Annotated in this window: 17 protein-coding genes and 1 tRNA gene; 15 read left to right on the top strand and 3 right to left on the bottom strand. The window is 32.6% G+C overall.

Annotated features, from left to right (window positions below; genetic code table 11):
* Positions 1-4 precede the first annotated feature (4 nt).
* A complete protein-coding gene (locus ACH5TX_RS05130) occupies positions 5-3,568 on the bottom strand; it encodes a protein O-mannosyl-transferase family (RefSeq protein ID WP_439338466.1) in 3,564 nt (1,187 codons plus the stop codon).
* Positions 3,569-3,806: 238 nt separating this feature from the next.
* Between ACH5TX_RS05130 and ACH5TX_RS05125 the strand changes: the two genes are divergently transcribed.
* Together ACH5TX_RS05125 and ACH5TX_RS05120 are read left to right on the top strand one after the other, a co-directional pair.
* Positions 3,807-3,879 (top strand) — tRNA-Gln (locus ACH5TX_RS05125).
* 291 nt (positions 3,880-4,170) lie between these two features.
* Complete coding sequence (locus ACH5TX_RS05120) at positions 4,171-7,236, top strand: choice-of-anchor I domain-containing protein (protein WP_439338465.1); 3,066 nt, start codon at positions 4,171-4,173, stop codon at positions 7,234-7,236.
* A gap of 236 nt (positions 7,237-7,472) precedes the next feature.
* Here the strand turns inward: ACH5TX_RS05120 and ACH5TX_RS05115 are convergent, their stop codons facing one another.
* Positions 7,473-8,297: a universal stress protein gene (locus ACH5TX_RS05115; RefSeq protein WP_439338464.1), complete on the bottom strand. Its 825-nt coding sequence runs from the start codon at positions 8,295-8,297 to the stop codon at positions 7,473-7,475.
* 136 nt (positions 8,298-8,433) lie between these two features.
* On the opposite strand from ACH5TX_RS05115, the gene rimP reads away from it, so the two are divergent.
* The 4 genes from rimP (at position 8,434) to ACH5TX_RS05095 (ending at position 13,598) form a co-directional block, all read left to right on the top strand.
* The gene (gene rimP / locus ACH5TX_RS05110; protein WP_439338463.1) at positions 8,434-8,895 is read left to right on the top strand and encodes a ribosome assembly cofactor RimP; all 462 of its coding nucleotides are present in this window, start codon (positions 8,434-8,436) and stop codon (positions 8,893-8,895) included.
* A 10-nt stretch (positions 8,896-8,905) separates the two neighbouring features.
* Positions 8,906-10,138 carry a transcription termination factor NusA gene (nusA, locus tag ACH5TX_RS05105; protein WP_439338462.1) on the top strand — a complete coding sequence of 411 codons (1,233 nt, stop codon included), beginning with the start codon at positions 8,906-8,908 and terminating at the stop codon, positions 10,136-10,138.
* 29 nt (positions 10,139-10,167) lie between these two features.
* Positions 10,168-13,011: a translation initiation factor IF-2 gene (gene infB / locus ACH5TX_RS05100; protein WP_439338461.1), complete on the top strand. Its 2,844-nt coding sequence runs from the start codon at positions 10,168-10,170 to the stop codon at positions 13,009-13,011.
* Positions 13,012-13,214: 203 nt separating this feature from the next.
* Entirely contained in the window at positions 13,215-13,598 is a 384-nt protein-coding gene (locus tag ACH5TX_RS05095; protein ID WP_439338652.1) for a phage tail protein, read from the top strand.
* Here the strand turns inward: ACH5TX_RS05095 and ACH5TX_RS05090 are convergent.
* Complete coding sequence (locus ACH5TX_RS05090; protein WP_439338460.1) at positions 13,595-13,993, bottom strand: SPOR domain-containing protein; 399 nt, start codon at positions 13,991-13,993, stop codon at positions 13,595-13,597. The genes ACH5TX_RS05095 and ACH5TX_RS05090 overlap by 4 nt on opposite strands.
* A gap of 215 nt (positions 13,994-14,208) precedes the next feature.
* Between ACH5TX_RS05090 and ACH5TX_RS05085 the strand changes: the two genes are divergently transcribed.
* The 9 genes from ACH5TX_RS05085 to ACH5TX_RS05045 form a co-directional block, all read left to right on the top strand.
* On the top strand, positions 14,209-15,510 hold the full coding sequence (locus tag ACH5TX_RS05085) for a cytochrome c3 family protein (protein ID WP_439338459.1): 1,302 nt from the start codon (positions 14,209-14,211) through the stop codon (positions 15,508-15,510).
* Positions 15,511-15,543: 33 nt separating this feature from the next.
* Positions 15,544-18,642, top strand: a complete 3,099-nt coding sequence (locus ACH5TX_RS05080) for a TAT-variant-translocated molybdopterin oxidoreductase (RefSeq protein ID WP_439338458.1) — start codon at positions 15,544-15,546, stop codon at positions 18,640-18,642.
* Between the two features lie 28 nt (positions 18,643-18,670).
* Positions 18,671-20,128 (top strand): NrfD/PsrC family molybdoenzyme membrane anchor subunit, encoded by a 1,458-nt coding sequence (gene nrfD, locus ACH5TX_RS05075; RefSeq protein ID WP_439338457.1) that lies wholly within the window; start codon positions 18,671-18,673, stop codon positions 20,126-20,128.
* Between the two features lie 3 nt (positions 20,129-20,131).
* Entirely contained in the window at positions 20,132-20,662 is a 531-nt protein-coding gene (locus ACH5TX_RS05070) for a DUF3341 domain-containing protein (RefSeq protein ID WP_439338456.1), read from the top strand.
* A 7-nt stretch (positions 20,663-20,669) separates the two neighbouring features.
* Positions 20,670-21,215 carry a c-type cytochrome gene (locus ACH5TX_RS05065; RefSeq protein WP_439338455.1) on the top strand — a complete coding sequence of 182 codons (546 nt, stop codon included), beginning with the start codon at positions 20,670-20,672 and terminating at the stop codon, positions 21,213-21,215.
* Positions 21,216-21,235: 20 nt separating this feature from the next.
* Positions 21,236-22,597, top strand: a complete 1,362-nt coding sequence (locus tag ACH5TX_RS05060; RefSeq protein ID WP_439338454.1) for a quinol:cytochrome C oxidoreductase — start codon at positions 21,236-21,238, stop codon at positions 22,595-22,597.
* Between the two features lie 31 nt (positions 22,598-22,628).
* A complete protein-coding gene (locus ACH5TX_RS05055) occupies positions 22,629-23,696 on the top strand; it encodes a cytochrome c oxidase subunit II (protein WP_439338453.1) in 1,068 nt (355 codons plus the stop codon).
* A 26-nt stretch (positions 23,697-23,722) separates the two neighbouring features.
* Entirely contained in the window at positions 23,723-25,516 is a 1,794-nt protein-coding gene (locus ACH5TX_RS05050; RefSeq protein WP_439338452.1) for a cytochrome c oxidase subunit I, read from the top strand.
* A gap of 227 nt (positions 25,517-25,743) precedes the next feature.
* On the top strand, positions 25,744-26,991 hold a 1,248-nt coding region (locus ACH5TX_RS05045; protein WP_439338451.1), incomplete at its 3' end, for a hypothetical protein.

Genomic DNA, 26,991 nt, shown 5'->3' with positions numbered 1-26,991 from the left:
AAAACTATTCAATTTCTAAGCTACTATCAGTAGGAATATCAATGTCTTGTCGTTGTTCGTTTACAGGTTCATCTCCACCGTAAAAAGATCTAAATAACATTAAAAAGTTATTAAAAGTGTCACCTTCCGTTTTTGCAAACTCAGTATCGTATTCAACTAAAACGTCAACTAATCCTTTGTAACGTTGAATATCGGTGTAAATATCTTCAAACAAGCGCTCTTGTTTATCAATTTTTAAACTACTATAATACGTTAGGTTTTCTTGATATTTATTAGCAACTTCTTTAAATAATTGTTGTGCTTTTTCTTTGTTTCCAACTTCATAATATGCGCTAATATAAGGTTCTAAAAGGGTGTAATAACCAAAATATTCAACAGGCATATTTGTCATTGCTATATCTGCAATTTCTTCAGCTTTATCTAGTTTCTTTTCGTTAATTAATTTTTCAATTAATCGAGCTAAATTACTTCTATAACTTATTGAGTTTTTACGAGTTTCTGGGTCGTGATAAATATCTGGACTACCACTGTTTCCCCAGTCCCATGTTTTTACTTTTTCATACATTAAATCGGCATCTACACGACCCATTTCAAAAGGATTGTTTTTATCGAGCTCGCTTTTAATAGGTACTAGTTTATAGCACATACCATCTAATTGTAAGTAGTCTTTCATCCAAAGATAATCGTCGTCACCAAAACTACCACCTGTAAAATATATAGGGCGTTTCCATTCATTATTGGCTACAATATCAAGCATCAATAATCTGTTTTTATATAATGCGCCGCCTGTAACATGAATATCAATATATGGTACAATTTTATCGGCATCTTTTTCATTTACAATACCAGATTTTAAGGCATTTCCTTTATTTACAGGAAGTCTTAAATTTGGGGTTGGCATATAGCTTGCCTTTAAGTCTTGTGGTCTTACTTGGCTAATGTCAACACCTTGTTTTTCTAGTACATGCCCATATTTTGTTCTAGAATCATCGCTTGATATAAAATCTAAAAACTTTTTAATTTTTAAAGTGTCAGGAATGACATTCTCGATAATAATATAATCGTTGGTACCATATTTATATAAATTGTGGGTTAATTGAGACGGAATCGGATCGCTTTCATAAGCTTTACGTTTCATTTGGTCTATATACCAATCCGTTTGAAATAAACTAGTATTAACAACACGAACATCGGTTCTGTAGCCTTCAATTTCTTGAGCATACCAAAGAGCAAACGTATCATTGTCTCCAATGGTAAATAAAATACCATTTTCTTCACAGGAGTCTAAATATTTTTTTGCCATAGACCTGGCAGTGTATTTATCAGATCTATCATGGTCATCCCAATTGTTAGCAGCCATAATACTAGGTACTAAAATTAAGCAGGCAATTGATATTATTGGTGCTGCTAAATTTTCAGGTAAATATTTTTTAAGTGTATCATAAATAGCATATACGCCAAAACCAATCCAAAGGGCAAATACATAAAAAGATCCTACAACCGAGTAATCGCGTTCACGAGGTTCAAACGGGCGTACATTGGTATAAACTTGAATGGCTATTCCTGTAAAAAGGAAAAATACAAGCATCACCCAAAACAGTTTTTTGTCTTTATTAAATAAAAAGAAGAATCCTAATATACCTAAAATAAGAGGAAGCAAGTAATAAGTGTTTCTTGCTTTGTTGTTTTTAACATCGCTAGGTAAATTGTCTTGCGGGTAGCCTAAATGTAATTCGTCTAAAAGTTTTATTCCTGTTATCCAATTTCCGTGATTGTCATAACGACCTTGAATATCATCTTGTCTTCCAGAGAAATTCCACATAAAATAACGCCAATACATATAGCCTAATTGGTACTCAAATAAGTAAGCAATATTACTAACTAATGAAGGCTTTTCTATTTCAATAGAGTTCTTTTCTTGAGATAAAAACTTATCATAATCTTCATAGTCTACTTGACCTTGAGCTACTTGTTTTTTAAATGAGGCTATTTGTGCTTTATAATCAGTTACTCGATTTAATGCATAAGTATTCGCTTGTTCTTCCGAAGCACCTGCGTTAATAGCACTGTTGTAAAATGTGTTTTGTAAACTAGGTTTTACTTTGAAATCTAAAAAACCAGAAAACATCATATAATTTTCAGCATGTTCTCCACTCCACATACGCGGTAGAATAGAAGCTTGTTTTGAGTTAAAGTTTTGTTTCGCTTTTTTATAATCGTTTACAATTACATATTCACCTTTTTCTAAGTCCTTTTCATATTTAGGTTTTTCGTCTACATAAGGCTCATTTTCGTCTAAATATGCGTATTTGTCTGTAAACTGTGGTCCATAAAACAAGTGTGTTTTTGGGTATTGCTCTAAATTATAGTACGCCAATAATTCTCTAGCACTAGATGGGTTGTTTTCGTTAATAACAACATTAGCATTGGCACGAATAGGTAGCATTAACCAAGTAGAAAATCCTATAATAACAAATGTTAAACATAGGATAGCGGTATTTAAATGTATGTATTGCTTTTTTCTAGTGTATTTTAAACCGTAGTAAATAATAGCAACCAACAGTATACCAGCAATAATAGATCCTGAATTAAAAGGAAGCCCAATAGTGTTAACAAAAAAGATTTCTAAAGCACTAAATATTTTTAGAATGTTAGGAGCTAATAATTTAAAAATAAATAGAAGAACACCTATTGAAATTAGGTTTACTAAAGTAAAATGTAAATTAGATTTTATAAATTGTTTGAAAGTAATACTGCTATTTGTTTTGAAAAAGAAGAAGTAACCAATACAAGTAATTAATAAAGTTAATATAAAAAGTGGATTTTTTAATAAATCAGATAAATAATTAATATTAAATAAAATAATAATTATGTCTAAAATTGCTAGCAAAAAAAGAGCAAAAGACATAAGGAAAATTTCTTTGTTTAATATATTATAGCTTTTAAAATAGTATATAAGTCCGATAGCAGGAATGGTTAATAACCCCATAAAGTGAACTCCAAAAGAAAGTCCAATAACAAATGCAATTAAAATAAGCCAACGGTTACCACGTGGTTTATCCATGTCTTGTTCCCAACGTAATCCTAACCAAAATAAAATAGCCATGATTAAAGTTGCCATAGCATAAACTTCGGTTTCAACAGCATTAAACCAAAAAGAATCGGTAAAACAAAAAGCTAAACTACCAACTAAGCCACTTCCTAAAATAGCGATGGCTTGGTTTTTATTAAAAGCATCATTACCTATAATTAGCTTTTTAAGCAATAATGTAATGGTCCAAAACATAAATAGAATAGTAAAAGCACTAGATACGGCGCTCATCATATTCATCATCCAACCAATTTGTGAAGGCTCAAAAGCAAATATCGAGAAAAAAGCACCCATCATTTGAAACAAAGGTGCTCCAGGTGGGTGTCCTACTTGTAGTTTCGACGATGTTAAAATGTACTCTCCAGCGTCCCAAAAACTAACGGTAGGCTCTACTGTTAAACTGTATGTAATAAGTGCTATTAAAAAAGAGAACCATCCTGTAATGGTATTCCATTTTTTAAAATTAAAATCTATCATAAAAGTTTTTGTTTATTTGCTTTGGCGAATTTAATAATAATTATGAAATGAGGCATAACTATTTAGTTTGTCTTAACATACCAAATACTATATATAAGTATAATAAGCTTGAAATAATGTAATATTTGGTTGATGTATTTAGGTTGTTTTTAAGAAACAATATTTATTTATAATATTTTTTCTTAAAAAACTTGTGGAAAGAAAAATTTCTTCTAAATTTGCACCCTCAATTACACATTGGCCTATGGTGTAACTGGCAACACGTTGGTTTTTGGTACCAAAGAGTCTAGGTTCGAGCCCTAGTAGGCCAACAGAAAATCCTAATTTCGAAAGAAGTTAGGATTTTTCTTTTTAATACATTTTCCAAAGTTGTTGCTTAATCATTTGTTCATCATTTCTTTTGGTGTAATTTTCTTCAAGAAAGAATTAAAAAGAGTCTTATAAAACTCAATATTTTAATGTTTAGTTAATATTCTTAAACTTAAGATTGCAATTAATTAAGATTGCAGCATCATGTTTTACATTAAAATAATTTTGTGGTGATATCAAAATAGACTGTAATAGCGTCATTTGTTGGGTTAATTAATCCAATTTAATATAAAATGAAAAAAATTACTCTTTTTGCTAGTTTACTAGTATTTGCTGTAACAGCTGTTAGAGCTCAAAACCCACTTAATCATTTGGCTTCTTATCAAGCAACAAAGGTTAATGCTGATGATTCTGCAGCAGAAACAGTAGCTTATGATGTAACAAATAAACATGCATTTTTTACAAATTCATCAAAAAATGAATTTACAATTGTAGATATTAGTACACCTGCGACTCCAACTTTAGTTAAAACAGTTGATTTATCTACTTACGGAGGAGGGCCAAATTCAATAGCTATATACGGAGGTATTGTAGCGATTGCAGAAGAAGCGAACATAAAACAAGATGCTGGAAAAGTAGTGTTTTTTGATCTGAATGGTGATTTTGTAAAGGAAGTTACTGTTGGTGCTTTACCAGATATGTTAACTTTTACACCAGATGGTAAAAAAGTTTTAGTAGCTAATGAAGGTGAGCCTTCTGGCGATTACCTTAACGATCCTGAAGGAACTATTAGTGTTGTAGATTTGACTGGAGGTGTAGCTTCTGCATCTGTAACTTCTATTAATTTTAATGGATATGATGATAAAAAAGTATCGTTACAAAATAAAGGTGTTCGTATTTTTGGAAACAATGGAAGTGCTACTGTTTCTCAAGATATGGAGCCAGAGTATATTACTGTTTTAGAAGATGGTAGTAAAGCATACGTTAACTGTCAAGAAAACAATGCTTTAGTGGTTATAGATTTATCAAATAATACCATTCTTGATATTTTACCTTTAGGGTATAAAAATCATATGTTAGGGACTCCTAAAGTAACACAATATGTTGTTAATGATTTAGTTGCTAATTGGCCAACATTAGGAACGCCTGTGTACGATGGAGGACAGCCAACAGTTAATTTAGGAGGTTTTTCAGGTTTGTTTTACGATGAAGCAAATTCAACAGCTACGGAGTATGTGTTTTATGCTGTGCCAGATAGAGGCCCTAATGATTCGCCAGTTAAAAATGCTACGGATGTAAAAACACCAACAAATACTCCAAAAAATTTAAGACCATTTAAATTACCTAATTATCAAGGTAGAATTGTAAAATTTACATTAAATAAAACAACAGGAGCTGTTACTTTAGATGACCAAATTCTATTAACTAGAAAAGATGGAACAACACCAATAACAGGAAAAGGAAATATACCAGGTGTTGATGAAGTACCCGTAACATATACCGACAATACAACTGATTATAAAAATGTTGATTATACTTTGGATACTGAAGAATACCACGCTTTACCATATGATGCATATGGAGGAGATTTTGAAGGTGTTTTAAGAGATAAAGATGGTAATTTCTGGGCTTGTGATGAGTACAGACCAGCATTATATAAATTCCAATCTAACGGAACTTTAATAGAGCGTTATGTAGCATCAGGAACATCAGCATTAGGAACTACAGCTCAACCAGAAGGTACTTATGGTGCTGAAACGTTGCCAGCAGTTTATGCTAAAAGAAGAGCTAATAGAGGTTTTGAGGCAATTGCTTACGATGAAGCAAACAATACTATTTATGGTTTTATACAATCGCCAATGTATAATCCTTCTAGTGCTACTAAAAATAATTCAGATGTTATTAGAATTTTAGGGATCAATGCAAATGATGGAACTCCAGTTAGTGAGTATGTATATTTATTAGAAAGAAATAAAGATGCAGGATATGCTTCTTCAAGAGTTGATAAAATTGGAGATGCTGTTTACACAGGAAACGGTAAATTTTTAGTAATTGAAAGAGATTCAGAAGGTCCAACAGTTGCTTATGGTAAAAAGTATGTATTTGAAATAGATATTAATTTTGCAACTAATATTTTAAATAAAACTTTAACAGGAAAAGAGTTAGAAGAGTTGACGGCTGATGAAATAGCGGCTGAAAATATTGTAGCAGTTCATAAAATAAAAATGGTTAATTTACCATCTGTTGGGTATCAAGGGTCTGATAAAGCAGAAGGAATTGCTTTATTACCAAACAATGAAATTGCTGTTATAAACGACAACGATTTTGGTTTAGCTGGTGCAGGAATTACAGATAACAGTGTATTAGGAATTATTTCTTTTGCAAATGATTATGGTTTTGATGCATCTAATAGAGATGATAAAATTAATATCACACAACATCCAACTTTAGGTATGTTTATGCCAGATGCAATTACATCTTATAAAGTTGGTAATCTAAATTATATTATTACAGCAAACGAAGGTGATTCTAGAGATTACGATGGGTATTCTGAAGAAGAACGTGTAAAAGATTTAACATTAAATTCTACTTATTATCCAAATGCAGCAACCTTACAAGAAAATACTAATTTAGGAAGATTAAAAACAACCACAGCTACAGGAGATTATAATGGTGACGGTACTATTGAGCAAATTTATTCTTATGGCACAAGATCGTTTTCAATTTTTGATGAATACGGAAATTTAGTATTTGATAGCGCAGATGAATTTGGTCAAAAAATAGCGACTGAAGAAGCTGCTTTATTTAATCAAGATGACGGTGAGTTTGATGGGAGATCAGATGATAAAGGTGGCGAGCCAGAAGCTGTTGCAATTGGAACTATTAATGGTAAAACCTATGCTTTTGTTGGATTGGAAAGACAAAGCTCTATCCTTATGTATGATATAACAAACCCTAAAGATGTAGAATTTGTAACATATTATAAAGGCAACACAGTATCAGGAGATGTTGCGCCAGAAATTATAAAATTTGTTCCTGCTGCCGATAGTCCAAATTCAAAAAATCTATTATTAGTAGGTTATGAAGTAAGCGGTACATTAGGAATTATTGAAATAGATCAAGCATCACTAAGTGTTAGTAAAGTAGTTGCTAAAAACGATTTTAAAATGTATCCTAACCCTGTGGTTGAAAGTAAATTAAAATTCAATAAAACATTATCAGGAGTTATATATAATATCAATGGTCAAGAGGTAAAAAGATTTGAGAGAGAAACATTATTAAACCTGTCTCAACTTACATCAGGAGTTTATATTATAAAAACAAAATCATACGGTGTTAAGCGTTTTGTTAAATTATAGATTAAAACATTATCCATTAAAAATCCCAATCGTTAGGTTGGGATTTTTTTATTCTTAAATGGCTATAATTTGAATGTTAGCACAATAGGCGTGCTTTTTGTTGCAAGCTCTCGCTTGCATCTCGGTATGGGTTTTTCACGGCAAATGAAAAGCATTCGAGATTTCATTATTATTATTATTAAAATAGAAATCAATAAGTAATCCCTAATGCAAAAGTAGAATTCTTAATTAGTGTTTTATATTTTAAAAGTAATCACAGGTCTTTTAGCATGATTGACTAAGTCTTCACTAATGCTACCATTAAAAAAATGTGAAATACCTTGTCTGCCATGAGTTCGCATGCCAATTAAGTCGGCTTTTATCGATTCAGAAAAATTCATAATACCTTTCTCAATACTTATGTCATTATAAATATTAATGGTGTATTTAGAAAAAGGATGGCTTTTGGCAAGCTTTTCCATTCTGTTTTTTGCCTTTGCAGATGTTATAAACTTGTTAGGTGTATTAACCATGAGTAAATGTATTTTAGCTCCTAAAATTTCGGCAAATTTTATAGCTTTTTTATAAGGCATGTTGCATTCTTCTTTAAAATCAGATGCAAATACAAAGCTTTTAGTTTTGAACTTTTTATGTTCTTTTTTAATAACTAATACAGGGGTTTCAGAGGTGCGAACTACTTTTTCGGTATTACTTCCAACAAGAAGTTCTTTAAAGCCACTAACACCACTAGATCCCATTACAATTAAATCTATATGTTGTTTTTTGCAAACATGAAAAATGCCTTTAAAGATTTCGTGAAATTCTACGTGTTCATGTATGGTGAGCCCTTTTAGGTAATCTTTATTTTTTAAAGTTTCAAATTGTTTATGAGCCAATTTCATAAAATACATGGCTTCAGGTAAGTTATTATAAGATCCGTAAGCATCTTCGTTATGAAGCGGGATTTCAAGTATGTGAAGCAAGTGAATTTCACAATCATGTTTTTTAGCTAATTGAGCAGCGACTTTTAAGGCGTTTTCTGCTTGCGAGGAAAAGTCTGTAGGTACAAGTATTTTTTCCATAATTTAGTTATTTGAGTGGTATATAAATTTATAAAAAATTACTTTAAAAATCAATAAAAATATCATATATTTGCACCGTTGAAAGGCGAATTAAGAGAATGAGGGGACGTAAAGTCCCCTCTTTTTATACTAAAAAATGTTTAAAAATACCGTTAAAGAACTACTTGAAACTGCTCTAGTTGAGCGTTCAGATTTATTTCTAATAGATTTTTCTATTCAGGGCGATAACCAGATAAAAGTGATTATTGATGGTGATAATGGCGTTTTGGTTGAGGATTGTATGTTTGTTAGCAGAGCTATAGAAAATAATTTAGATAGAGAAGAGCAAGATTTTTCTTTAGAAGTTATGTCGGCTGGAGCCACTGCTCCTTTAGTAAATATAAGACAATATAAAAGACATTTAAATAGAGTGCTAGATGTAAGAACAGCTTCAGAACAAATTGAAGGAACGCTTACAGAAGCAACAGATGATAATATTATTTTAGAATGGAAGGTTAGAGAGCCCAAACCTGTAGGTAAAGGTAAAGTAACCGTTAAGAAAGAAGCGAGTATCGCTTATAAAAATATTGTAGAAGCAAAAGTTATGATTAAATTTTAATTCAAGATCTATGGAGAATATCGCGTTAATTGAATCTTTTTCAGAATTCAAAGACGATAAGCTAATTGACAGAGTAACGTTAATGGCAATTTTAGAAGATGTATTTAGAAGCGCCTTAAAAAAGAAATTTGGTGATGATGATAATTTTGATATTATTGTAAACCCTGATAAAGGTGATTTAGAAATATGGAGAAATAGAATTGTTGTAGCCGATGGTGAAGTAGAAGAACCAAATCAAGAAATTACTTTAACTGAAGCTCGTAAAATTGAACCAGATTTTGAAGTAGGTGAAGATGTTTCTGAAGAAGTTAAACTTATTGATTTAGGAAGACGTGCTATTTTAGCATTACGTCAAAACCTAATTTCTAAGATTCATGAGCATGATAATACTATTATCTATAAGCAATTTAAAGATTTAATAGGAGAAATATATACAGCAGAGGTTCATCATATTCGTCACAGAGCAGTTATTTTGTTAGATGATGAAGGTAATGAAATTGTCCTTCCAAAAGACAGACAAATCCCATCTGATTTTTTTAGAAAAGGAGATAATGTTAAAGGTGTTATTGATAGTGTAGAGCTTAAAGGAGCAAAACCTACTATTATGATGTCTAGAAGTTCTCCTGCTTTTTTAGAAAAGTTATTTGAACAAGAAATACCAGAAGTTTTTGATGGATTAATTACTATTAAAAATGTAGTAAGAATACCAGGAGAGAAAGCTAAAGTTGCGGTAGATTCTTATGATGATAGAATAGATCCAGTTGGAGCTTGTGTAGGTATGAAAGGATCTAGGATTCACGGTATTGTTCGTGAATTAGGTAATGAAAATATTGATGTAATAAATTATACTAATAATTTACAATTATATATTACGCGTGCTTTAAGCCCTGCAAGAGTAACTTCAGTAAAAATTAATGAAGAAACAAAGCGAGCTGAGGTTATTTTAAAACCAGAAGAAGTAAGTAAAGCAATTGGTAGAGGCGGGCATAACATTCGTTTAGCTGGTCAACTAACTGGTTACGAAATAGATGTGTTTAGAGAAGGAGCAGAAGAAGATGTTGAATTAAGAGAGTTCTCTGATGAAATTGAAGGATGGATTATTGACGAATTTAGTAAAGCTGGGTTAGACACTGCTAAAAGTGTTTTAGAGCAAGAAGTTGATGATTTAGTAAAAAGAACTGATTTAGAAGAAGAAACAATTAAAGATGTTATAAGAATTCTTAAGGAAGAGTTCGAAGAATAACATATATTTGAGTATTTTAAAGGCGATTTATGGCTGAGACAATTAGATTAAATAAGGTATTACGTGAGCTTAATATCTCTTTAGATCGTGCTGTTGAATTTTTAGATTCAAAAGGCATTGAAATAGAGAAGCGACCTACTACGAAAATTTCTGAAGAAACATACAGAGTTCTTTCAGGTGAATTTCAAACAGATGCAAGTAAAAAAGTAGCGTCTAAAGAAGTTGGTGTTGCTAAACTAAAAGAGAAAGAAGTGTTGCGTGAACAACGCGAGCGTGAACTTGAAGAGAAGCAAAAAGCATCAGCCAGAAGAGAAGAAGTTGTAAAAGCCTCTAAAGTACTTTCTGGACCTAAGCAAGTTGGTAAAATTGATTTGAATCCTAAAGCTAAAAATGCTGAAGTTAAACCAGCTGAGGTTAAGGAGGAAGTTAAAAAAGAAGAGGTTGCTAAACCAGAAGTTGAAAAGCTAGAAACTGCAAAACCTAAAGTTGTTGAAACGGTAAAAGAAGAAGTTGCTAAAGTTGTTAAGGAAGATGTTGTTAAAGACGACGTTAAAGAAACAGCAAAAGTAGAAGATTCTAAACCAGTTGCAGAAGAAAAAGTTGTAGTTGAGAAAAAAGCGCCTTCTAAAGAAGCTCCAATTATTGTTGATGATGAAATTGTCATTCCAGAAGAAAAAGTTCAAACACAATATAAAAAGCTTACTGGTCCAAAAATAGCTGGAGATAAAATTGATTTATCTCAATTTAATAAGCCAAAGAAAAAGCCTGTTGATAAAAAAACAGACCCAAAAGCAGGAGACGCAAACAAGAAAAAACGCCGTCGTATAAGTAAAGTTGGAGGCCCAAATACAGGAGGTTCTAATAGACCAGGTGGTGCAGGAAGACCAGGAGGAGTAAGACCAGGTGGTAACGATCGTTTTAAAGGGAAACCAGGACAAGGAAGACGTAATGTAGTTAAAGAAGAGCCTTCTGAAGAAGATGTAAAGAAACAAGTTAGAGAAACACTTGAAAAACTTCAAGGAAAATCTAACAAAGGTAGAGGAGCAAAAAACAGAAGAGATAAAAGAGATAAGCATAGAGAGCAGACTGAAATCGATCAACAAATCGAAGCAGCAGAAAGCAAAATCATTAAAGTAACCGAGTTTGTTACGGCAAGTGAAATGGCTACTATGATGGATGTTGGGGTAACTCAAATTATTTCTGCATGTATGTCTCTTGGTATGATGGTAACTATGAATCAGCGTTTAGATGCTGAAACATTATCTATTGTAGCAGATGAATTTGGTTATCAAGTTGAATTTGTAACTGCAGACATTGAAGAATCTATAGAAGAAGTTGAAGATAAACCAGAAGATTTAAAATCACGTGCGCCAATTGTAACTGTAATGGGACACGTAGATCATGGTAAAACATCACTTCTAGATTACATTCGTAAAGAAAATGTAATTGCAGGTGAGTCTGGAGGTATTACACAGCATATTGGTGCTTACGGAGTAGAGTTAGAAAACGGTCAAAAAATAGCCTTTTTAGATACTCCAGGTCACGAGGCCTTTACAGCGATGCGTGCTCGTGGTGCTCAAGTTACAGATATTGCTATTATTGTAGCTGCTGCCGATGATGATATTATGCCACAAACAAAAGAAGCTATTTCGCATGCACAAGCTGCGGGAGTTCCTATTGTTTTTGCAATAAATAAAATTGATAAGCCAGATGCTAATCCTGATAGAATTAAAGAAGGCTTAGCGCAAATGAACCTATTAGTTGAAGATTGGGGTGGGAAAATCCAATCTCATGATATCTCAGCAAAAATGGGAACTGGTGTTAAAGAATTACTTGAAAAAGTATTACTTGAAGCAGAATTATTAGAACTAAAAGCAAATCCAAAGAAAGCGGCTGTTGGTACTGTAGTTGAAGCCTTTTTAGATAAAGGTAGAGGTTATGTATCTACTATATTAGTACAAGCAGGAACTTTAAAAGTTGGTGATTATGTTCTAGCAGGAAAAAATAGTGGTAAAGTTAAAGCGATGCATGACGAACGTGGTAACGATGTTGCTGAAGCAGGGCCTTCAACACCAGTATCTATTCTTGGTTTAGATGGTGCACCACAAGCTGGAGATAAATTCAATGTATTTGAAGATGAACGTGAAGCGAAGCAAATAGCTTCAAAACGTGCACAGTTACAACGCGAACAATCAGTTAGAACACAACGTCATATTACACTTGATGAAATTGGTCGTCGTATCGCACTTGGAGACTTCCAAGAATTAAATATCATCCTTAAAGGTGATGTAGATGGTTCGGTTGAAGCCTTAACAGATTCTTTCCAAAAATTATCTACAGAAGAGATACAAGTTAATATTCTTCATAAAGGTGTTGGTGCCATTACAGAAAGTGATGTGCTATTAGCATCAGCATCTGATGCTATTATCGTAGGATTTAATGTGCGTCCGGTTGGAAATGCAAGAATGATTGCCGATAAAGAAGAAATTGATATTAGAACATACTCAATTATCTATGATGCTATAAATGATCTTAAAGACGCTATGGAAGGTATGTTATCTCCAGAGCTTAAAGAAGAGATTTTAGGTACTGCCGAAATTAGAGAAATATTTAAAGTAACTAAAATAGGTAGTATTGCAGGTTGTATGGTTACTAATGGTAAAATACTTAGAAGCTCTGGTATTAGATTAATTAGAGATGGTGTTGTTGTTTATACTGGAGAATTAGCTTCTTTAAAACGATTTAAAGACGATGCTAAAGAAGTAACAAAAGGTTACGATTGTGGTATGCAAATTAAAAATTACAACGACATTAAGGAAGGCGATATTATTGAAGCTTTCCATGAAGTTGAAGTTAAGAAGAAACTTAAATAATATATCATTTAGATATATCATGAAGTATAAAAATGAAAGCGACCAATTTGGTCGCTTTTTTTATGATTTTAATTTATTTTTTATCTTGTAGTTCTAATTCTAACACAATATATATGAAAACTAAATTTTTAATTTTAGTAACTTTTTTAACTTTATCTACCACGTTTTCTAATGCCCAAGAAGCATTTATAGGAGAAATTAGAATGTTTGCTGGTAATTTTGCTCCAAGAGGCTGGGCTTTTTGTGATGGTCAGTTATTGTCTGTTAGTCAAAATTCAGCTTTGTTTTCATTATTAGGAACCACTTATGGTGGCGATGGTAGAACCACTTTTGCTTTACCAGATCTTAGAGGGAGAACTCCAATTCATCAAGGGCAAGGGAAAAATTTAAGTGAAATAGATTTAGGACAAAAAGGAGGGGCAGAATCAAAAGAATTAAGGAAAATAAGTGTCTCTGAAAAACTTTCAGGAAAAACATATGAAACCTATAGTGTTAGAAGCGGTGACCCTGATTTTTATACAAGAGATCCCTATATAGGAATTAGCTATATTATTGCATTACAAGGTATTTATCCTTCTAGAAACTAGTCCTTTTTCTTTAGAGGTTTAAAAATAAATGCGCTAGGAAATTTTGATTTAATACGTTTTAAAGCTCTGTCTGCTTCTAAACGTGTTCTAAAGTTTCCAACCCATATTTTAAAGTTTGGAGACTCATAACTGTCAGTTGAATTCCAATCACTAAAAGACTCTTTAAATTTTTTCTGAGCTGCTTGTGCGCCAGATCTATTACCGTTATATATTTGAATTTTATAGCGATCAGAATTATTTTCGAGTTTATTTATTTCTTTTTTAAGATTTAATAAAGTTTCAATTTTTTTATCTTGATCTAAGCTTACTGTTCCTTCTTGAGAATAGCTAGAAGTTGTAGATATTATAAACACCAAAATAGCTAAAGCACTAATTTTCAAACTCAATGTTTTCATTTCTTTAATATATTTGTACAAATGTATACGTTATAATTTAAATTGTGGTTGTTTTTATTATTTAGAATCTCTCTAAATTATTAATTAACCGTTCTCTAACATTTTGCAAATCGACTTTAAATATTACTTTTGCTTGAGATTTTTATAAGTTTTTTTGTCATCATATTAAATGACAAAAGTCATACCAAAGTTTAGAAGTTAATTTAACCAACAATATGAAACAGGTGATTCACCGTAAATTAAGTAAAAGCATTCTTCATGTCGGCTTAATTATTTTATTAGCGTTTACAACATCTCTTTCTGCTCAAGATGGAGATCCAGCAAAAGGAAAATCATTATTTAATGCGAATTGTGCTGCTTGTCATAAGTTAGATAAGAAAATGACAGGTCCAGCATTACGTCACGTAGAAACTCGTTTATCTGACGAACAAGGTTTGGATAGAGAATGGATTTATGCTTGGATTAAAAATAGTTCAGGAGTTATTAAATCTGGTGATGCTTACGCTAATAAAATTTATAATGAATTTGGTGGAGCTGCAATGACTGCTTTTCCTCAATTATCAAATGAAGATATAGACAATATTTTAGCTTATACTGCTGAAGAAAAGAAAGCGCCTGTTGCTACTGTTGATACAGGAGCGTCTACTGCAAATACAACGGGATCTTCTTCTGGTATTTCAAACGAATTAATTTTAGGGGCTCTAGCAATATTATTTGTGCTTTTAGCTGCTGGATTATTTTTAGTAAACAAAACGTTGCGTCGTTTTGCAATGGCCCAAAATATTGAGGTTCCAGAAGATTCAAAAAGAATGCCGCTTTGGCAAGCCTTTATTAAGAATCAATTCTTAGTGTTGGTGTTTACTATATTTCTTTTGTTGTCTAGTGCATATTTTGTTTTTGGATATTTAATGCAAATTGGAGTAGATCAAGGGTATCAACCAGTACAACCAATACACTTTTCTCATAAAATACATGCCGGAGATAATGGAGTTGATTGTAAATACTGTCATTCTTCTGCAAGAGTAAGTAAAACATCAGGGATTCCTTCTTTAAATGTATGTATGAATTGTCATAAGTCAATTTATGAAGTAGCACCTGAAACGTTAGCGGAAGGAAAAGCTATTGGTAAAGATTATAATGCTGAAATCAAAAAATTATATGATGCAGTAGGATGGGATGATGCCGATCAAAAATACACAGGAGATTCAAAGCCAGTTAAATGGGTTAGAATTCATAATTTACCAGACTTTGTTTACTTTAATCACTCACAACACGTTACTGTGGCAGGTGTTGAATGTCAAACATGTCATGGTCCTATTGAAACCATGGAGATTGTTGAGCAATTCGCTCCTCTAACAATGGGTTGGTGTATAGAATGTCATAGAACAACAAATGTGAATATTAAAGACAATGACTATTACAAAAAAATACATGAAGAATTATCTAAAAAGTATGGCGTAAAAGAATTTACGGAAGCTGAAATGGGTGGTTTAGAATGTGGTAAATGTCACTACTAATAAATTTAATAAGAAGTAATTCAATTATATAATATGTCATCAAACAAGAAATACTGGAAAAGTGTTGAAGAGCTAAACGAGAATAGCTCTATTGTTGAGACGCTTAAGCAAAACGAGTTTGTAGCAGAAATACCTACTGATGAATTTTTAGGGGATAAAGATACATTAGAGACTTCTTCTACAACGCGACGCGATTTCTTAAAATATGTAGGGTTTACTACAGCTGCAGCATCTTTAGCTGCTTGTGAAGGTCCTGTGAAAAAATCGATTCCTTATATAGTTCAACCAACAGAGATTATTCCTGGTGTTGCAAACTATTATGCAACAACAATTGCTGATGGGTTTGATTTTGCAAGTGTTTTGGTTAAAACGCGTGAAGGTCGTCCAATTAAAATTGAAAATAATGCTTTAGCTACTACTAATGGTAGTGCAAATGCTAGAGTAAATGCTTCTGTTTTAGGCTTGTATGATAGCTTAAGAGTTCAAGGTCCTAAAAAAGATGGTAATGCTATTTCTTGGAGTGATTTTGATGCTGAAACAAGTAAGAAATTAACAGATATTGCAGCGGCTAATAAAGAGATTGTTTTATTAACACAAACTTTTGCAAGTCCGTCTACAAGTAAATTAATATCGGAGTTTAGCGAAAAGTACGGTAATGTTCGTCATGTAGTTTATGATGCTGTTTCAGAATCAGCTGCATTAGATGCATACCAAGCTAAATATGGTGAACGCGCATTAGCTAATTATGATTTTGAAAAAGCGATGACTATTGTATCTGTCGGAGCAGATTTCTTATCAGATTGGCAAGGTGGTGGTTTTGATTCTGGGTATTCTAAAAACAGAATTCCAGATCATGGTAAAATGTCTCGTCATATTCAGTTTGAATCTAATATGTCGTTAACAGGTGCTAATGCAGATAAGCGTGTGCCTTTAAAACCAAGTGAACAAAAATTAGCTTTAGCTAAATTATATAGTTATGTTGTTGGTGGTTCTGTTTCAGGAAGTTTACCAAAACATATCGAAGATGCTGTTAAAAGTGCAGCAAGAGAATTAAAGAAAGCAGGAAGTAAAGGTGTAGTAGTTACAGGTATTCAAGATGTAAATGCTCAAACAGTTGCTTTAGATATTAATGAAGCTTTAAGTAGTAAAGCTTTTGATAAATCTGCTCCAATAAAAACAAGACAAGGTAATGATAAAGCTGTTGCTTCTTTAGTAGCCGATATGAAGGAAGGTAAAGTTGCTGCTATTATTATGAGTGGTGTAAATCCATTATATACCTTATCAAATGCGTCAGACTTTGCTGCAGGGTTGAAAAAAACAGAATTATCTGTTACGTTTTCAATGAAAGCAGATGAAACGTCTTCAGAAACTAATTATATAGCTGCAGCACCACATTATTTAGAATCATGGGGTGATGTTGAAATAAAGAAAGGACACTATGCTTTAACACAGCCAACTATTCGTCCTTTATTTGATACGAGACAATTTCAAGAGGCTTTATTAAAATGGACAGGAAACGATGTTTCTTATCATGATTATATTAAAGACGCTTGGGGAACTACTATTTTAGGTGGAAGTTCTTTTAATGAAGCATTGCATGATGGTGTTTATGTTGGTGAAATAGCAGCTCAAACACAAGAAACAAGTTCAGAAGAAACAGAAACTCCTGCTGGAAATGCAGCAAATGCTTTAGCTGCTTCAGCTAAATCTAAAGGAGGTTTTGAATTAACATTATATACTAAAGTAGGTATGGGTGATGGTCAACAAGCCAACAACCCATGGTTACAAGAGTTTCCAGATCCTCTTACAAGAACATCTTGGGATAATTACTTAACTATTTCTAAAGCTGATGCAGATGCGCTTGGTTTAGAAAATAATCATGTTGCTACTGGAGCCTTAAACGGAAGTTATGCTAATGTAACAGTTAATGGTACAACTATTACTGCACCAGTAATGATTCAACCAGGACAAGCAAAAGGTTCTGTTGGTTTAGCATTAGGTTATGGTAAAACAAAAGGTTTAAAAGAAGAAATGCAAACAGGTGTTAATGCTTACGCATTATACCAAGGTTTTAGCAAAGTACAAGACGTTACTATTGAAGCTGCAGCAGGCGAGCATGAATTTGCTTCTGTTCAGTTACAAAACACTTTAATGGGGCGTGGTGATATTATTAAAGAAACTACTTTAGAAATCTTTAATACATCTAGTAGAGATGTTTGGAATAAAGTTCCAACAGTTTCATTAAATCACGAAGAAACACCAGTTACTTCTCCAGAAGTTGATTTATGGGATGAATTTGATCGTTCAATAGGGCATCATTTTAACTTATCAATCGATTTAAATGCTTGTACAGGATGTGGTGCTTGTGTTATAGCATGTCATGCTGAAAATAATGTACCAGTAGTAGGAAAAGAAGAAGTACGTCGTAGTCGTGATATGCACTGGTTACGTATTGATAGATATTATTCATCTGAAGAGACATTTGCTGAAGATGATACTAAGAAAGAAGAGTTTTCAGGATTATTTGGAGATAATGGTTCTTTAGGTGGTTTTGGTGAGTTAGAAAACCCAACAGAAAATCCTCAAGTAGCATTCCAACCAGTAATGTGTCAACATTGTAACCATGCACCTTGTGAAACAGTTTGTCCTGTGGCAGCAACATCACATGGTCGTCAAGGTCAAAACCATATGGCATATAACCGTTGTGTTGGTACTAGATATTGTGCAAATAACTGTCCTTATAAAGTACGTCGTTTTAACTGGTTCTTATATAATGGGAACGATGAGTTCGATTATCATATGAATGATGATTTAGGACGTATGGTTTTAAATCCAGATGTTGTAGTACGTTCTCGTGGTGTTATGGAAAAATGTTCTATGTGTATTCAAAAAACACAAAAAACAATTTTAGATGCAAAACGTGATGGACGAGAAATTAAAGATGGTGAATTCCAAACAGCATGTTCTGCAGCTTGTAGTAGTGGTGCAATGATATTTGGAGACATTAACGATAAGGAAAGTAAAGTTGCAAAACTTTTAGAAGATGACCGTATGTATCATTTATTAGAAAGTGTTGGTACAAAGCCTAATGTGCAGTATCATACTAAAGTGAGAAATACAACAGAAGCATAAATTTAATTAAAGAATCAATTATATAATTATGGCGTCTCATTACGAAGCACCTATTAGAAGACCCTTAGTTACTGGGGAAAAATCATACCACGACGTGACTGTTGATGTGGCTAAACCAGTAGAAGGAAAAGCAAATAAACAGTGGTGGATAGTTTTTTCTATTGCCCTTGTAGCCTTTCTTTGGGGTATTGGATGTATTTTATATACTATATCTACAGGTATTGGAACCTGGGGATTAAACAAGACCGTAGGTTGGGCTTGGGATATTACTAACTTTGTTTGGTGGGTAGGTATTGGTCACGCAGGAACATTAATTTCAGCGGTACTATTATTATTCCGTCAAAAATGGAGAATGGCTATTAACCGTTCTGCGGAAGCTATGACCATTTTCTCGGTAGTTCAAGCAGGTTTATTTCCTATTATTCACATGGGTCGTCCATGGTTAGGATACTGGGTATTACCAATTCCAAATCAATTTGGTTCACTGTGGGTAAACTTTAATTCGCCATTACTTTGGGATGTATTTGCAATTTCAACATACTTATCTGTATCATTAGTATTCTGGTGGACAGGTTTACTTCCCGATTTTGCGATGTTAAGAGATAGAGCAGTTAGACCTTTCCAAAAGAAAATATATGCTTTATTAAGCTTTGGTTGGTCTGGTCGTGCTAAAGATTGGCAACGTTTTGAAGAAGTATCATTGGTACTTGCTGGTTTAGCAACACCATTAGTACTTTCTGTACATACTATTGTATCATTCGATTTCGCAACATCTGTTATTCCTGGTTGGCATACAACTATATTTCCTCCTTACTTTGTTGCTGGAGCGGTATTCTCAGGATTTGCAATGGTAAATACTCTTCTTATTATTATGAGAAAAGTATGTAGCCTTGAAGATTATATTACAGTACAACACATTGAATTAATGAACATAGTAATCATGATTACGGGTTCTATAGTAGGTGTGGCATATATTACAGAGTTGTTTATTGCATGGTATTCTGGTGTAGAGTATGAGCAGTATGCATTCTTAAACAGAGCAACAGGACCTTATGCTTGGGCATATTGGATGATGATGTCTTGTAATGTATTCTCACCACAATTTATGTGGTTTAAAAAACTTAGAACAAGTATTATGTTCTCGTTCTTTATATCAATTGTAGTAAACGTAGGAATGTGGTTTGAGCGTTTTGTAATTATTGTAACATCGTTACATAGAGATTACTTACCATCATCATGGACTATGTTCTCTCCAACATTTGTTGATATTGGAATTTTTATTGGAACTATAGGGTTCTTCTTTGTATTATTCTTATTATACTCAAGAACATTCCCTGTAATTGCACAAGCTGAAGTTAAAACTATTTTAAAATCTTCAGGAGAACGTTATAAGAAAATTAGAGAGGCTGGTGATAGTTTAGTAGGAACCGGTGCAGATGAAAGAACATCTGGAAGTAATAATAAAGAAACAAAAAACGACAAGTAGCATATGGAAGCTTCAAAAGTAATTCACGCTATTTATACCGATGATGATGTTTTAATGTCTGCCGTTAAAAAGGTAAAGGCAGAAAGATTTCACATTGAAGAAATATACACACCATTTCCGGTACACGGATTAGACAAAGCTATGGGACTTGCTCCAACGCGTATAGCTATAACAGCATTTATCTATGGTTTAATTGGTTTAACAGTTGCAATCACAATGATGAATTTCATAATGATTGAAGATTGGCCTCAAAATATAGGTGGAAAACCAAGTTTTAGCTATATAGAAAATATGCCAGCATTTGTACCAATTATGTTTGAGCTAACTGTATTTTTTGCTGCCCATTTAATGGTAATAACATTTTATTTACGTAGTAGAATGTGGCCTTTTAAAAATGCTGAAAATCCAGACCCTAGAACTACTGATGATCACTTTTTAATGGAAATAGCTGTGAGTGGTAACGAAGGTGAATTAGAAAATTTGCTTAAGGAAACTGGAGCAGTTGAGATTAATTTAATTGATAAAGCGCATTAAGAGAAAGATGAAGAGCTTAATTAAAATATTAGTACTAGCCGTTATTTTCGTAGCAGTGTCTTGTAAAAAAGATACATCTCGAAATTACCAATTCATGCCTAACATGTACCAATCTGTAGGGTATGAAACATATGATGAAGCTGCATTTCCAAATGGAGTTGAAGCACAAATTCCTGCTGAAGGTTCTGTTCCTAGAGGTTATATTCCTTTTGATATTGAAAATTCTACTGAAGGTTATGAATTAGCTAAGGCTACTTTAACAAGTCCTTTAGATTCTACACAAGTAGATTTAGTTAAAGGTAAGGAGTTATATGATATTTATTGTGGTATATGCCACGGTAATAAAGGTAAAGGTCAAGGTAATTTAGTTAAAAGAGAAAAAATTCTTGGTATACCAAATTATGCAGATAGAGACATTACCGAAGGGAGTACTTACCATACTATTTATTATGGTAAAAATGCCATGGGTAGTTATGCAAACCAACTAAACGAAGAAGAACGTTGGCAAGTAGTTTCATACGTGTTAAAATTAAGAGCTGATTTAGTAAAGTAAGAAGATAAGATTATATAGATATGTACACATTTTCAAATAAATTAAAGACATTTTCTTTCATCTTAATGCTATTAGGAGCAATAGGAGTTGGGATTGGTTTTGCGACATCTCATAAGTCTTTTGAAGAAGTTGAAACCTTACTTGCAGGAGAACATCATGGAGGTGGTCATGCAGAAGATACTCATGCTGAAGTTGGTCATGATGCACATAAAGTTGAATCTCATGGAGAAGAAGCACATGCTGAATCAGATCATGCAGTTGTAGATGAGCATGCAAAACATGTAGAGCATGTTCAACATCAAATTGCTAATAGACCTTGGTCTGCATTATATGTAGCAGCATTTTTCTTTATGATGATTTCTTTAGGAGTTTTAGCATTTTATGCTATACAAATTGCATCACAAGCAGGATGGTCTCCAGTATTATTTAGAGTTATGGAAGGTATTACTGCATATTTATTGCCAGGTGCTTTAATAGTTTTAGGTATTGCCGCAGCTTCACATTTTATTGGACACAATAATATATTCATCTGGATGGATCCAGAGGTTGTTGCTCACGATAAACTTATAGAAGGAAAAACAGGATGGTTAAATATTTGGGGTTTCATTATTAGAGGTTTAATATTTATTGCAGGTTGGAGTTTATATCGTCATTTTTCACGTAAATTTTCAATTGCTCAAGATACAGCAGAAGATAAAAGTAACTTTAAAAAATCTTTCCGTATTTCAGCAGCATTTTTAGTATTCTTTATTTATACAGAATCTATGATGTCTTGGGATTGGATTATGAGTGTAGATCCACACTGGTTCTCTACATTATTTGGATGGTATGTATTTGCTAGTATGTTTGTAAGTGGTATAACTGTTATTGCGTTAATAACAATATACTTAAAATCTAAAGGTGTATTAGAATTTGTAAATGAAAACCATTTACATGATGTTGCTAAATTTATGTTTGCCTTCAGTATTTTTTGGACGTACTTATGGTTCTCTCAATTTATGTTAATATGGTATTCAAATATTCCAGAAGAGGTAACATATTTTGTAACACGTTTTCAAGATTATAAATTACTATTCTTAGGTATGGTAGTTATGAATTTTGTTTTCCCTATATTAATGTTAATGAATGCCGATTATAAACGTATTCCTTGGTTTGTTGTTATGGCTGGTTTAGTAATATTATTTGGACATTATATAGATATTTTCAATATGATCATGCCTGCAACTGTAGGAGACCAATGGTTTATTGGTATTCCTGAAATTAGTTCAATATTATTATTTGCAGGATTATTCATATTTGTAGTGTTTACTGCATTAACAAAAGCACCATTACTTGTAAAAGGATATCCTTTTAGAAAGGAAAGTGAAGATTTTCATTATTAATCAAGATATTAAATAAAGACGAACGATACCAATGACAGCTTTATTAACAATTATAGTTTTAGTATTTATATTAGTTGCCATTTGGCAAATGGTAAAGATTTTTGATTTAGCTCAAGCTAAAAACGAAAACTCTCAAGTTGCCAGTGACAAAGACAATACAATGAATGGATATTTAATGATGGGCTTTTTAGCTTTCATTTATATCATTACAATCATATGTTTTATAAATTGGGGTGATTTACCTTTATTATCTAATTCGGCATCAGAGCATGGGCCAACAATTGATAATTTGATGATTATCTCTTTGGTTCTTATTTTTATTGTACAAACAATTACTCAGTTTTTATTACATTATTTTGCTTTTAAATATAAAGGTGAAAAAGGAAAGAAAGCGTTGTTTTTCTCCGATAGTGGTAAGTTAGAAGCTATATGGACTATTATTCCTGTAATTGTTTTAACAGGTTTAATTATTTACGGATTAAATACTTGGATTAACATAACTAGTGTTGATGAAAGTGATGACCCATTAGTTGTTGAATTATATGCACAACAATTTAACTGGAAAGCAAGATATTCAGGAGCCGATAATACTTTAGGTAAAGCTAATGTGCGTTTAATTGATATTGATCGTGCTAATATATTAGGTTTAGATGAAGCCGATCCTAACGCTCAAGACGATATTATTACAACAGAATTACATTTACCTGTTGGAAAACCAGTATTGTTTAAAATGCGATCTCAAGATGTATTGCATTCAGCTTATATGCCTCACTTTAGAGCGCAAATGAATTGTGTTCCAGGTATGATTACACAATTTGGTTTTACGCCAACAGTTACTACTGCAGATATGCGTGAAACACCACAAATGCAAGAGAAAGTTACCAAAATTAATAAAATTAGAGTTGAAAATAGTAAACCATTAGTTGCTAAAGGTGAAGAAGCTTTAGAACCTTATGAGTTTGATTATTTACTATTATGTAATAAGATTTGTGGTAAATCGCATTACAACATGCAAATGAAAATTGTAGTAGAAACTCAAGATGAATACGATGCTTGGATTAAAGAGCAAAAAGAATTCAAAAACTCTCTAATTAACTAATTAAAAGATAAACCAGATATAAGATTATGTCAGCACACGCAGATACTCACGCACACGAAGACGACCACGGACATCATCATAAAGAAACGTTTGTAACTAAATATATATTTAGTCAAGACCATAAAATGATTGCTAAACAGTATCTAGTTACAGGTACTATTATGGGAGTTATAGGTGTTTTAATGTCTATGATGTTTCGTATGCAAATTGCATGGCCAGAAGAACCAAACGTGTTATTTGAAGCATTATTAGGTAAATGGGCACCAGACGGTGTTATGGATGCAGATATTTATTTAGCATTAGTAACAATACATGGTACTATCATGGTATTCTTTGTATTAACAGCTGGTTTAAGTGGTACGTTTAGTAACTTATTAATTCCGTTACAAATTGGTGCACGTGATATGGCATCAGGCTTTTTAAATATGATATCATATTGGTTATTCTTTTTATCAAGTGTTATCATGGTTATTTCATTATTTGTTGAAGCAGGACCAGCTGCTGCTGGTTGGACTATATATCCTCCATTAAGTGCTTTACCTATGGCACAAGGTGGTTCAGGTATGGGTATGACTTTATGGTTAGTTGCTATGGCAATATTTATTGCATCTTCATTAATGGGATCTCTTAATTATATTGTTACTGTAATTAACTTACGTACTAAAGGAATGTCTATGACAAGACTTCCTCTTACAATTTGGGCATTTTTTGTTACTGCTATTATTGGTGTTATTTCTTTTCCAGTATTATTATCAGCAGCATTATTATTAATAATGGATAGAAGTTTTGGAACATCATTCTTCTTATCAGATATATTTATTCAAGGTGAGGTACTGCATTATCAAGGAGGTTCACCAGTATTATTCGAACATTTATTTTGGTTCTTAGGACACCCTGAGGTATATATTGTAATATTACCTGCTATGGGATTAGTTTCTGAGATTATGGCATCAAATTCACGTAAGCCAATTTTTGGTTACCGTGCCATGATTGCTTCAATTTTAGCAATTGCATTCTTATCAACAATTGTATGGGGTCACCATATGTTTGTTTCGGGAATGAATCCTTTCTTAGGTTCTGTATTTACTTTTACAACCTTATTAATTGCGATACCATCAGCTGTAAAAGCCTTTAACTGGATAACAACTCTATGGAAAGGTAATTTACAAATGAATCCTGCCATGTTATTCTCAATTGGTTTTGTATCAACATTTATAACAGGTGGTTTAACAGGAATTATTTTAGGTGATAGTGCTTTAGATATTAATGTACATGATACTTACTTTGTAGTTGCTCACTTCCATTTAGTAATGGGTATATCTGCTTTGTATGGTATGTTTGCTGGTATATATCACTGGTTCCCTAAAATGTATGGAAAGATGTTAAACAAAAACTTAGGGTATATTCACTTTTGGATAACTGCAGTTTGTGCTTACGGTGTGTTTTTTCCAATGCACTTTATAGGAATGGCTGGTTTACCTCGTCGTTATTATACAAATAGTAACTTCCCTTTATTTGACGATTTAGCTAATGTAAACGTTATTATAACAATTTTTGCCTTAATTGGTGGGGTAGTACAATTAGTTTATTTATATAATTTCTTTATTAGTATTTTCTATGGTAAAAAAGCAACTCAAAACCCTTGGAAATCTACAACTTTAGAATGGACAACACCAGTTGAGCATATTCATGGTAACTGGCCTGGAGATATTCCTCATGTATACCGTTGGGCTTATGATTATAGTAAACCAGGACATGATGTAGATTTTGTTCCTCAAAATATTCCTTTTAAAGAAGGCGAAGAAGAGTTACATCATTAGTACTTTTCTTTAATATAAAATTTTAAACCCACCTAAATAGGTGGGTTTTTTGTGTTTTAAATCTTTTTTTATCTATAAGATTAAAAAAAATTAAAAAAAATCGATGAAATACAAAAAAATCAGTTAAATTGCGCAAGTAATTTATTTCAAACCGGATTTAGATTAGTCTTATTGAGATATTTTATTACAAATATGTTTTATGATTGTAACCTTAATTAACCAAATCTATGAAAACAAAATCCCTTTTTAGGTATACAAATTTTCTTGTTGCCTTTTTAATTGTATTTCTATGGACAACATTTTCTGTAAATGCACAATGTCCTACAATTCCCGATCCTACACCAACAGCCATTTGCGATGCATCTGGATTTACATTTGAAGATTTAAATGCTTATGCTTCAGGTAGTGATATTGTTTGGTATAACCTTGATACAGGTGGAGTAGCATTTGTAAGTAATCAGTTAGTCTACGAAGGTACTTTTTACGCCGGAGATAGTTCAGGAACCTGTGGAACAAGGCCTTCAATAACAATTAGTTTTCAGGTAAATGATTCAGGTCAAAGTTTAGACGGTATTTATTGTAGTAATGAAAACCCAACTGTACAAACATATATAGACGATGTATTACTATCAAATATACCTTCTGGTGGGTCAGTAGAGGTTTATGATGATTTTGAATTAACAAGCTTAGCGAATGGAACTGATGCTATACCTTCTGGTGGATCTTTCTACTATGTAGTATTTGTTGATAACGGTGGTTGTAAAAGTCAAACAGAGATTGGAAGTACTGCAATTTTTAATTCACCAAATGATCCAACACCTTCAAGTTCACAAGAATTTTGTTCTGATGTAAATCCAACAATAGCTGATTTAGACCCAGGTACTACAGCATCTTATAATTGGTATGCTAACATTGATGGATTTGGAGAACCAATTCAGCCAGCTTTATCACCTTCAGTACCTTTAACAGATGGGGCTACATATTATATTCAAATTGATGAATTATTTTGTGATAGTAATGCTGTACCAGTTAATGTTGTTATAGATACACCACGAAATGCAGGTACACCAGGAAGTTTAACATATTGTGAAAATAATATACCTACGACAGATATTAATTTATTTGATGAATTGGGTGGTTTAAAAGATCTTAATGGAACTTGGTCTGGAGATTTAACAACTTCAAACGGAGATTTAGGTACTGTAAATATTTCATCTTTAGCAGTAGGAACTTATATAAATACTTATACAGTACTTAGTACTGGTGTTTGTCCAAATGCTACTTCTACAGTTACTATAATAATAGAGCCAGCTCCAGAATCAGGAACAGCAAACACACCAGTAGAATTTTGTTTAGAAGCAATAACAACAGGACAAACCTATAATTTATTTGATTTACTAACAGGTGAAGATCAAACAGGAACATGGAGTGATGATGATTCATCAGGCGCTTTAAGTGGAAACACAGTTACACTA

This window comes from Thalassobellus citreus (assembly GCF_044385915.1).
Lineage (GTDB): Bacteria > Bacteroidota > Bacteroidia > Flavobacteriales > Flavobacteriaceae > Thalassobellus > Thalassobellus citreus.
The sequence above is the reverse complement of the archived record's forward strand: the minus strand, read 5'-3'. Positions and strand labels throughout refer to the sequence as shown.